8 protein-coding genes are annotated in these 8,852 nt (G+C 41.3%); 5 read left to right on the forward strand and 3 right to left on the reverse strand.

All coding sequences use genetic code 11. The features are described from left to right. Positions 1-78 precede the first annotated feature (78 nt). The 3 genes from NWP21_RS11240 to NWP21_RS11250 form a co-directional block, all read right to left on the reverse strand. Positions 79-1,110: an alcohol dehydrogenase catalytic domain-containing protein gene (locus NWP21_RS11240; RefSeq protein ID WP_280792757.1), complete on the reverse strand. Its 1,032-nt coding sequence runs from the start codon at positions 1,108-1,110 to the stop codon at positions 79-81. Positions 1,111-1,178: 68 nt separating this feature from the next. Beyond that, the gene (locus NWP21_RS11245; RefSeq protein WP_280792758.1) at positions 1,179-1,367 is read right to left on the reverse strand and encodes a hypothetical protein; all 189 of its coding nucleotides are present in this window, start codon (positions 1,365-1,367) and stop codon (positions 1,179-1,181) included. A 180-nt stretch (positions 1,368-1,547) separates the two neighbouring features. Further along, entirely contained in the window at positions 1,548-1,781 is a 234-nt protein-coding gene (locus NWP21_RS11250; protein WP_280792759.1) for a hypothetical protein, read from the reverse strand. Between the two features lie 432 nt (positions 1,782-2,213). Between NWP21_RS11250 and xth the strand changes: the two genes are divergently transcribed. The 5 genes from xth to NWP21_RS11275 form a co-directional block, all read left to right on the forward strand. Next, positions 2,214-2,996 (forward strand): exodeoxyribonuclease III, encoded by a 783-nt coding sequence (xth, locus tag NWP21_RS11255; RefSeq protein ID WP_280792760.1) that lies wholly within the window; start codon positions 2,214-2,216, stop codon positions 2,994-2,996. Positions 2,997-3,033: 37 nt separating this feature from the next. Next, complete coding sequence (locus NWP21_RS11260) at positions 3,034-3,909, forward strand: SDR family oxidoreductase (protein ID WP_280792761.1); 876 nt, start codon at positions 3,034-3,036, stop codon at positions 3,907-3,909. A gap of 98 nt (positions 3,910-4,007) precedes the next feature. Then, positions 4,008-5,504: an HlyD family efflux transporter periplasmic adaptor subunit gene (locus NWP21_RS11265; protein WP_280792762.1), complete on the forward strand. Its 1,497-nt coding sequence runs from the start codon at positions 4,008-4,010 to the stop codon at positions 5,502-5,504. Positions 5,505-5,967: 463 nt separating this feature from the next. Continuing rightward, entirely contained in the window at positions 5,968-6,246 is a 279-nt protein-coding gene (locus NWP21_RS11270) for a hypothetical protein (RefSeq protein WP_280792763.1), read from the forward strand. Positions 6,247-6,524: 278 nt separating this feature from the next. Continuing rightward, positions 6,525-8,852 (forward strand): DUF4347 domain-containing protein (locus tag NWP21_RS11275; protein ID WP_280792764.1); only part of this gene is annotated, 2,328 nt, incomplete at its 3' end.

Raw genomic sequence — 8,852 nt, forward strand, 5'->3', positions numbered from 1 at the left:
TTGCAAAAACCAACATATGTACTAGCAAAGCCAAGACATAATAGGCGACAAATTTTACCTATCAAATATAGGTTTGTCTTAGGGAAGACCAGGAATCATAGCCACTTTAATCACCTCACGGGCTTTCATCTGGTAAAACACCTGTTCTAAGTCCTGTAGCGATCGCTCTTGACTGATTAACAATTCAAAAGGTATTTTACCACTAGCTATGAGTGAAAGCGCAGCCCGCACATATTCCGGTGTATTATGAAATACCCCTTTTAAGGTCAGTTCACTATAATGTAACTTTTCTGTGTCAACTGTAATAGTTGTGTCTCGCGGACAACCACCGAATAAATTCACAGTTGCACCAGGACGGGCGCAAGTGATGGCGGTTTCCCAGACACTAGGCACGCCTGTAGCTTCAATTACCACATCACCACCCCACCCCTGAGTAAGTTCTTTGACAACACTGGCAATATCGGGGATGTGATGATAATTAAATGTGTGTGTTGCTCCCAGTTGTTGACCTGTTTTCAGTCTGTGGTCATTACCTCCCCACAGGATAACTTGTGATGTCTGAGCTAATACAGCCACAAACATCAACCCAATCGCCCCATCTCCCAACACAACCACCCGGTCATGGGGTTTGACATCAGAACGAGCCACACCATGCAAGACACAGGCTAAAGGTTCGGTCATAGATGCTAAGGATAAAGGCAACTGATCGGGAACCCTGAACATATTATGTTGTACTATTGCCGCAGGAATCTTCAGATATTCGGCAAAAGTGCCATTATTCCACGTGATATTAGGACATAAAGAATACTCCTGTCGTTGACAAAAGAAGCATTTCATGCATGGTGCGGAATTATTAGCGACAATGCGATCGCCAACTTGCCAATCTCTCACACCAGTACCCACAGCCACAATTTCCCCTGCAGCCTCATGACCAAACAAGGTGGGGAGTTGCAGCATTTTGGCATGGCCACCACGCCGCCAAACCTTTAAATCTGTACCGCAGGTGGTTGCTACACCCACTTTCATCACCACTTCACCAGTGGTGGGGGTGGGTTCAGCCACCTGTTCTAAGCGTAAATCTTCTTGACCGTAGAGTAATGCTGCTAACACAGCTTGGAACCTAATTAGTTATTTACACTTGATTTTATCAGATTGTGGCAGACACTGAGAAATTCTCCCTAGTCTCTGAGTGTAGTTTGAGGTACAGCCTCATGGTGAGTTTCACCGGGCGTACGAACCACACGAGCTACAGTTAACATAGGTATCTCTTGGCGACAGGATTGGCAAAACCAATACAATTCATTATGACGGATATGACGCAGGAGGGAACCACCGCAACACGGACAGATGTTAGACATCATATTCATAGGATCCTCCTCAAGTAAAGTTGTTTAAAAGTTGGAAAAAAAATTTAATTAAAATCTGAGCTGATCTGTATCTAAATAACTATTTTCAAAGCCCAACCAGTTTGTTTAGCAATGGCGATCACCTGTTTAAGACCCTTTTCCAACAGAAAAGCGGCCTAAAAACGCTAGATAATAGGATTTTTATGGTTGGACTATGAAGGGATAATCCTGAGCTTCTATACCGTTATAAGTAGCGACATAGTTAAGTTTAATTGGCTGCTGGGCTTTGCTAATACTGACATAAGGTTGCTGGCGATAGTAGGTAAATACTTTTTGAGGATCTCGGATAATAAGGATTGTGCAAGATGTGGGCGGTGGGAGTTGATACCAAGGCGGAACTCTTTCCCTTCGGGGAACGAGTTGAGTGATCTTCATCAGTTGTTTCGGTTTACGTGGTGAAGAATTACTCAGAATAAGTATTTACATCAGCTTCTCAAAACAGAAAATTCGTACTTACTTTTCCTGATATAAATTGACCCCATGAACCTTTGGGAAGCCCATGTTAGTTAAGGGTATAATTAACCATTACCAAGAGAGTTTCCCAGATCGACAATGGCTAATTAGCAGCCATGTCTTTAGAATATACCTGAATTAAGACTGGTTGCATCTACCTTGGGGATCATGCCATAGTTAGTATTTTTTGTATTGGCAGTTACAGAATAATATTTGGTGTAGCTATTCATACTAAAAATCTCAGATATTTGTAATTTTTATTAACCATAAGTTAACCAAAATAGATTAACTAGAGTCATGTAAAATAATTCCTGCCAAAACTAATCAAAAATTAATATTTTTTTCCATAAGAAAATGAAAATAGCCACTTGGAATGTAAACTCAATTCGCACTCGCCTGGAACAGGTGATATTTTGGTTAAGGGAAAATCCCATTGATGTCCTGTGTTTACAGGAAACAAAAGTTGTAGATGCGGACTTTCCGCGATCGCCTTTAGAAGAATTGGGCTATCATACTTATTTTTCGGGACAAAAAGCTTATAATGGTGTAGCGATGATTAGTCGTCAACCACTTAGCAATATTAGCGCCGGTTTCACACCAATTCTACCCAATATTGACCCAGTATGGGATGTGCAGAAGCGCGTGATTACAGGAGTCATTGATGGTATTCGGATTGTAAATGTCTATGTCCCCAATGGTTCGGCCGTGGGCAGCGAAAAATACGAGCTTAAGCTGCGCTGGCTGACGGTACTAAGGGAGTATTTACACACCCTTTTACTTTCACAACCTGCACTCTGTATGTGTGGTGACTTCAACATTGCCTTAGCTGCCGAAGACATTCATGAAAAAGCTAATACGGATAATCATATCATGGCATCCGAACCAGAGCGCCAGTCTTTACGAGATATCTTAGATTTGGGGTTTGCTGATGCCTTTCGTAAGTTTACCACCCAAGGAGGACACTATAGTTGGTGGGACTATCGCGCCGCAGCTTTTAGGCGCAATATGGGTTGGCGAATTGACCATCATTATCTCACCCCAATACTCTATGAACGCGCCAAAAGCTGCATCATTGACCCTACCCCCAGAAAATTGCCCCAACCTAGCGACCACACTCCTGTAATTGTCGAATTTTAGATTAGGGTGTAAATGGAATTCATCACCCAAAATCCTTATGTTTCTGGTAACTGGAGCAACGGGAGGAATTGGTCGCAGAGTCGTGCGACTCCTACGCTTACAAGAAAAGTCAGTGAGAGCATTTGTCCGCCTCACTTCCCGTTATAACGAGTTAGAACACCGAGGAGCAGAAATCTTCATCGGTGATTTGCGACAAGACCAGGATATTGCAAAAGCTTGTCGCGGTGTGGAGTACGTTATCAGCGCCCACGGTTCTGATAGTGACTCCCTCCATTTGGATTATCGCGCCAACATTGAACTCATTGATCAGGCAAAAGCTAATGAAGTTAAGCACTTTGTCTTTATCTCAGTATTAGGAGCCGAACGAGGCTATGAAGATGCTCCCGTGTTCAAAGCCAAAAGAGCAGTAGAAAAATATTTAGAAGCTAGTGGCTTGAATTACACAATTTTACGCCCCTCTGGATTAGCATCGAATTTACTACCATTGGCAGAACAGTTTCGCGAAACAGGTTTTTATCTGCTCGTTGGTGATCCTAAAAACCGTAGTTCGGTTGTTAGTACCGATGATTTAGCCAGAATAGTAGTGGATTCAGTCAGAGTTGAGGGCGCATGCAACCAAATATTACCAGTGGGAGGTCCGGAGATTTTATTGCGTGAGGATATTCCCACCATTTTTAGTCGCGTCTTCAATAAGGAACCTTTAGTCATTAATTCTCCCCTATTCGTTGTTGACGGGTTACGGTCTACCTTGGGTTTATTTAATACCCAGGCACAACAAGCTCTAGGAACTTATCGCACATTGCTGGCCAATGAATTTTTCTGTCGAAAAGATGAAATAGCTAACTTAGAGAGGATTTTCAATTTTCACTTAGAAACTTTAGAAAATTTTCTGCGCCGCTATCTTGCAGTTTGAATTAGAGGGTGAATCGAGATCAGGAAGTAGGGAAGAATAAACTTCCCATTCCCCATTCCCCATTCCCCATTCCCCATTCCCCCATAATCTAAAATTTTATGAAATATTCCTTACTCGCAAATGCTGCTCAAGCGCGTCAAACAAAACAACAATTTGCTAAACCAGAAGACCAACTATCTTATGAAGTGGGTAAGGCTGTACAGGAATTGCCCCCACTATATACCAGGGTTTTGGCAGGAACACTGAGCTTGGTGGTATTTGGAGCGATCGCCTGGGCAAATTTCTCTCAAATAGATGAAGTGGCGATCGCACCGGGGGAATTAATCGCCTCTACACAGGTGCGACCAGTAACATCTTTAACTGGAGGCTCTATTGTCAAAGTCAAGGTACAAGAGGGCGATCACGTTATTAAAGATCAAGTTTTGATTCAACGTGACCCAGAATTGAAGCAAACAGATGTTAATCGCCTCACCCAATCAGCAAAATTAATCTCCCAAGACTTACAGCGTTTAGAAGCCGAACGCATTGGTACTACAGATACTGGGACAAAACTACAAGATGAACTTTTAGCATCCCGCCTTGCAGATTACCAAGCACGTCAAGCTGTCACCCAAGCAGAAGCCAATCGCCAACAAGCAATTATTGCACAGATACAAGAACGCTCTCTGCGCTTACAAGAAAATCTAGTCAACGCTCAAAGCAGCTTTGAAAATGCCCAAACTAATTTACTTAACGCGCAAAATGTCGTTATTTCAATAGAAAAAAATGTGGCGATCGCTCAAGAAAGAGAAGAAAATCTCCGGACTCTGATTGCTCCGGGTGCATTACCTAGAATTGACTACTTAGAGGCGCAAGAAAGATTAAATCGCGCCAATACAGACATGACCAGAGCAAAGGATGAAGTAATTAATGCCCAGAATAGATTAACTGAGATTAAAGACAGAATAGCATCCTTAAAAAGAGAGATTGCCGCCCAATCCCAAGAAATGCGTCAAGCAGAACAAGCCTATCAAGGAGTTCGCCAACAGTCCCAGCGTTTAGCCTCTGAGCGCCAAAGTGAAATTCTAACCCAAATCAAACAGCGCCAAGAAGAACTCAGCAATATCAACGGTCAACTTGAACAAGCAACAAAACAGCAAGCAGGGGAAACTATCAAAGCCCCAGTTACAGGTACAATCTACAAAGTTAAAGCCACCCCTGGCCCAGTACAGGCCGGTGAAGAGCTACTGTCAATCTTACCTACAGGGGAAGAAATATTATTAGAAGTTAAAGTTCGTAACCGTGATATTGGCTTTATTCGTCCAGGTATGACCGCAAAAGTGAAAATGGCAACTTTTCCCTTTCAGGAATTTGGCACCATTGATGGTACAGTTGTCCAAGTTAGTCCTAATGCAACTATAGATGAGGAACTGGGTTTAGTTTTCCCCACCAGAATACAGCTAAGTCAACATTCTATAAATGTCCAGGGCGAAAAGGTGGCTTTTACTCCTGGAATGGTTGCTAATGGTGAAATTGTCACTCGTCAAAAGTCAGTTTTAACTTTTATTATTGAGCCTGTAACTCGGAGATTTAGTCAAGCATTCTCAGTCAGGTAAGCTCATCCGACGCCTAACAGAAGTTTTTCTTTCCAGTCACACCCTACCATGTACACACAAGTCGAAGTAAATTATAAAGGGGCTGGGGTGTACACCCCAGTGCAAAAACCTTTGATTTGGCTAGGGTGTGTTATCAACGTTAGTCCCAAGGCTACTAAAATTGACTATGATGCGTTGTATTCAGGGACAACACACCCTAGACCACCCTAATAGTCACACCCAGACCACTACCGTTGAGTTTCGACATCCGTATCCGTAGCGATAATCCCACATGGTTCAGCAATTACCTTAATTTTGTGAAAGACATATCTCGGAATCTAAATTAGTATTACAATTACTTAGAAATAAAAAACTTTTGATGTAAAGTGTACAATCAGGAATATGGGGAGTAAACAATATTCTTCCATGTTAGACCAAGTTAAACAAAACTTTAGTCAGTGTATCAACCAAGGAGGAGTGATTTATGCCACAGGTTCAAAAAAGAGTATATTTAATTACACAAGAACAGCGTGATGCCTTACTCAACTATCTCTTAAATCGTCCATATCGTGAGGTAGCAACTGGAGTTGAGTTTCTCAATAATGCACCAACTACTATGGTGAATCTGGAAGTTACCAATGAGCAGTTAGAAAGTATGACTGGCGCAACACAACCGGAATCTGAAACCAAGGCACAAGAGGAAAAAGAAGTACAAATTGCCAACGCTCCTACAGAAAAATTAGGTGCTTTTAATGCAGTTTAATTAACTCTTGATTCACTAGTAATGATCAAGTAGTTCCACTTAAAAAAAGTTACCTAAGTAAAATCAGCATTAAAAACATGTTGACGGAGAAAGTCTAGAAAGATGGTCGGCTCTCTTTATGTAGGTAACTTGTTTAATTTTAATTAAATTTATTCAGATCAATTGGGGTATTTACCAAAAACAATGTTTTTGGTGAAAATTTGGTATATTTCCGATGATAATTCCCAATATCAAATACTAATAGAAATCACAATCATCAACTCAATTACTATTTTCTTATGGATATCATCCAACCTACCAGTAATCCATTTAATACAGAATATCCATCCGATGGTATTCTACCATCTCAGAGTCGAGATCCTTTCCATCCTGCAATCAGAGAAATTGCCTTTGTTGATTCGCAGTTATATGATTATCAATCAGTAATTGAGAAATTGGATGGAAATATCCAGGCGATCGCTTTAGATAGCAATTACAGTGGCATTACCCAAATTACCGAGAAATTACGAAACTACAGTAATTTAGATGCCATCCATATTTTCAGTCATGGTCAAGCCGGTGGTGTACAGCTAGGTAGTTCCTTCTTGTCTCACGATAACTTATGGAATTATAAAGATGCCCTAAGTGGCTGGGGAGAAGCCCTACTGCCACAAGGTGACTTATTATTTTATGGATGTAATGTAGCGGCCGGCGAATTAGGCGAATCTTTCTTACAAAATATTAGTCAAATTACAGGGTTAGATGTAGCAGCATCAGATAACCTAACGGGAAATACAAGTTTAGGTGGTGATTGGCTGCTAGAATTTCAAACTGGAGAAGTGGCTTCCATATTTAATACAGAAACACTTAGCAGTTACTCAGGGCTTTTACTACCGCAACCATCATACAATAATGATTCCACTAACACCATAATTACTCTCACAAATTCAGCAGACAAACTTAAATTAACAACAGATGATACTGGTAAATTAACCTTAATTGATATAGGAGAAATACCAACCTTTGCCAGTATTACTTTTGATAAACCATCCCAGTCATTAACCATAGATACTCTAGATGGCGATGATGAAATTATCATTGACTCCAGCATAGAATTAGGTAGTGCTCACCTCATTGTGCGAGGTGAGAAAATTTCCCTCAACACCGGTGGGCAAATTACCACCACAGGAAACATCACCTTTAGCGCCGTCGCCAACATAGCAGCAGGAATAACCACAGCACAAATCAACCTAGCTGGGGGAATTACCGCCGGAAGTTTCATTGGGATAACGCAAACGGAAGGAACATTAATTTCTGAGAGTATTGACACTAGCGAACAAGCAATTATTCAGCTAGATAACGCCACACTAAATCTCAGTAATCTGGATTTACAGGTAATTAGAGCAAGTAAATATGAGTCATCGGCAAGCCTAGCAACAAATACTATCAATGGTGTTGCCACAGTCAACATTGGCAATAGCAACATTATTGCCACCAGCAATATCAATATTTTAGCTCAAGAAAATACAACCCTCACAGCAGAAAATCAAGGTATATCTATTAATAACAGTTTCCATGGACAAGTGGAAATTGGGATTAGTAATAGTAGCATTCAATCAGCCGCGCTGACAGTTAAAGCTCAAAGTGATGCTAACATCAAAGCACAAGCATCACAGGTAGTTAATGAAATTGCCGGAAATATTCAAGCCTATATAACTGATAGTAATAATATAGAAATTGGTAATGGGGGATTATCCCTGATAGCACAGGATAATACCAAAGCGACTGCCATTTCTCCAGGCATTAGCATTGACATAAACACAGGTTTAGGGCAATTAGGATTTACTGGGTCAGCAACAGTAAATACCTTAAACCGTACAACACAAGCGTATATTCAAAAATCTGGCATCAGAGTTATTGATGGCGATATTAACCTCAAAGCTGAGAAAAAGCAGCAAGCCATAGCCAATACTCCCGCTACACAAATAACTGATAATAGCTCACAAAGTCCCCTTATTTCTGTCAATATTCAACTTGATGGAACATATTCAGCCAACTCCATATTAGGTGACACCAGGGCATACATTGAAGACAGTACCTTAGAAACAGTGAACACTGGGGATATTGTCATCCAAGCACAAGACACCTCAATCATTGATGCTACAGCTCAAATCAGTGCCTTTGCAGAATCTCAATCACTAGTACCCGTAGATGGAGTTGGACTAGGAACATCCATAGCCTTTAACGCCATTGGTTGGCTTAGTGATTGGTTTAACAAGACACTAAATGACTTAATAGGAACCAGTGCGGGGATAACAGAGGAATCAGCAGATGTTCAGGCATACTTGAAAAATGTGACAATTACTGTTGCTGATGATTTATCTATTTTAGCCACATCAGCAGCGCAAATCAACGCCACAGTCAGCAACGCTGCCGAGTCTACTGCCTCATCTCTGTATGGAGCTAGTAGTATGGCAAGCAGTGGTATCCTCGCCAGCAACAAAGTCAGCACAACAGTAGCAGCTTACATAGATACCCCAGTAGGTAGCGCAGTCATTGGCGGTAAAACAGACATCACAGCCCAAGACAACATAGGCATATACAGCAACAGCAAAATAGTATCCTCT

Source organism: Anabaenopsis sp. FSS-46, assembly GCF_029891665.1.
GTDB classification, from domain to species: Bacteria; Cyanobacteriota; Cyanobacteriia; order Cyanobacteriales; family Nostocaceae; genus Anabaenopsis; species Anabaenopsis arnoldii.

Excerpts from the sequence above, each read along its gene's own strand:
- NWP21_RS11245 (WP_280792758.1), bottom strand. The coding sequence starts at position 1,367 with ATGAATATGATGTCTAACATCTGTCCGTGTTGCGGTGGTTCCCTCCTG.
- NWP21_RS11250 (WP_280792759.1), bottom strand. The coding sequence starts at position 1,781 with ATGAAGATCACTCAACTCGTTCCCCGAAGGGAAAGAGTTCCGCCTTGG.
- xth (WP_280792760.1), top strand. The coding sequence starts at position 2,214 with ATGAAAATAGCCACTTGGAATGTAAACTCAATTCGCACTCGCCTGGAA.
- NWP21_RS11260 (WP_280792761.1), top strand. The coding sequence starts at position 3,034 with ATGTTTCTGGTAACTGGAGCAACGGGAGGAATTGGTCGCAGAGTCGTG.
- NWP21_RS11265 (WP_280792762.1), top strand. The coding sequence starts at position 4,008 with ATGAAATATTCCTTACTCGCAAATGCTGCTCAAGCGCGTCAAACAAAA.
- NWP21_RS11270 (WP_280792763.1), top strand. The coding sequence starts at position 5,968 with ATGCCACAGGTTCAAAAAAGAGTATATTTAATTACACAAGAACAGCGT.